Raw genomic sequence first — 1,672 nt, forward strand, 5'->3', positions numbered from 1 at the left:
GCGGCGGCGTACTGGCGGGCCGTCTCGTAGATGCCGTCCCTCGTCTCCGGCGGGCCTTCCACGGTGCCCTTGAGCTGCGCGGCGACCGCGGTGAAGCCGTGGTCCCGGAGGATGTCCAGCGGAGTGCGGTCAGCCGGGAACGCCAGCCACTGCATGACGTCCGTGATCGGGCGGTCGTCGACCGCGGCGGCAAGGAACAGCTGCGACAGGATGTTGCTGCCGGCCTTGGACCAGAAGTCGCCCTGCTGGGAGGCGTCCACCGAAGCGGCGAGGAAGTGCCCGGCCAGCCTGCCCGCGCCGTCGAGGGTCCTTGCGTCGGCGAGGGGGTTCCACCACATCTCGCGCGCCGCGTGCGCGATCTGCTGTGGGTCCATGGCCCACGCCCGCCCTACGCTCGCGCGGGCGTCGCATGTGGCGGTGAAGGCGTCGCCTGCGGCCTTGTTGGAGGTCAGGAGCACCGGGCCGGGGGCGTTGAGGATGGAGGGGATGGCGAGGCTGGTGGTCTTGCCGGAGCGCGGCGCCATGATGGCGACTGCGACGTCCTCGTACCCCATGCGCACCTCATGACGGGTCCCCTGAAGGTTACCGAGGAGGATGCCCGTGTCCCGGGCTTCAACGTGCTTGGTGTTCTTGAGACTTGGGCGCAGGGAGCGGGCCTTGGCGGTGATCGCTTTGGCCATGAGCGGCTCGATGTCCCGCGGCTTGGCCATCCCGGTTATCTTCCTTCGGCCGCCGCTGCGGTTCTTGTGCCGGGCCCACAGGACACCGGCCGTGGCACCGAGCGCAAGGAGGACGAGGATCGGGACGATGCGGGCCCCGATGAGCAGGGACGTTTCTCCGGTCTTGGGCCAGAGCTGGTCGGGGTGGAGCAGGGCGGCGGTCGGCTGGTAGGGAGCCCAGGTACCCCCGGTGAGGTAGGCGGTGATGTTGCCGGACATCCAGGCGAGGTGGGAGAGGGGGACGAAGACGGCGAGGACTGCCAGGAGGAGCCGGAGGACGATGTCGTAGCCGTCGGTGCTGTTGGCGGAGTTGTTGGACAGGGTGCGGTTCCTGTGATGCGGGGGTCGAGGGGCGAGGCGGCTACCGGATTCGGGCTGTTGGGCTCGCGGGCAGCCGGGCCGGCGGTGACGTTGTGGCCTGTGATGGCGTCGCGTCGAGTGATGGAGTCGGGAGTGCGCGGCAGGGGCCGGGTGTCGGCCAGAGCAGCACGGTCACGGCGTCGGCCTTTCCAGGGATCCGGCAGCGTGCCTACCCGCCCGTGATGTCCTCGTCTTGGCGCAGACCCCAGGTGACGAATTCGGCGCGGGGCGACGTGTGTGACGCCAACGGCGCCGGACACCGTCACCTTTGCGCCGGGCTGTGCCGGCCAGCAACGGAGGCCGCGGTCGTGGTCGGCCCCGGGACCAGGGCCGAGGGTGCGTGGCGGGCGGCAGCGTGAATGTCACGGATGACGTGTCCATGGGTGGCCCAGTCGTCGAGCGAGCTCCACGCCTCGGCATAGTGGATGGCGAGCGCGTCGTCGAAGACCTCGGTCCCAGGACGGGCGTCGGCGGGCAGGCCGTCGAGGGCCTGGTGCCACTCGTCATGCAGGGCGTCGAGCCGGTCGAGCGCGTCGCGCAGGGTGCCCAGTTGCCACACCCAGCGGTTCTGCACCGCGCGGGCGGGCAGGGAG

1 protein-coding gene and 1 pseudogene are annotated in these 1,672 nt (G+C 70.7%); both read right to left on the bottom strand.

The window, feature by feature from the left end:
* Window positions 1-938, bottom strand: a 938-nt coding sequence (locus ACLZN2_RS50895) for a type IV secretory system conjugative DNA transfer family protein (RefSeq protein ID WP_416987087.1), incomplete at its 3' end; no start/stop codon positions are given.
* Window positions 939-1,341: 403 nt separating this feature from the next.
* Window positions 1,342-1,672: pseudogene (locus ACLZN2_RS50900) on the bottom strand (hypothetical protein); the annotation flags it as partial.

The sequence above is a fragment of the Streptomyces sp. T028 genome (genome assembly GCF_048159505.1).
Taxonomy (GTDB): domain Bacteria; phylum Actinomycetota; class Actinomycetes; order Streptomycetales; family Streptomycetaceae; genus Streptomyces.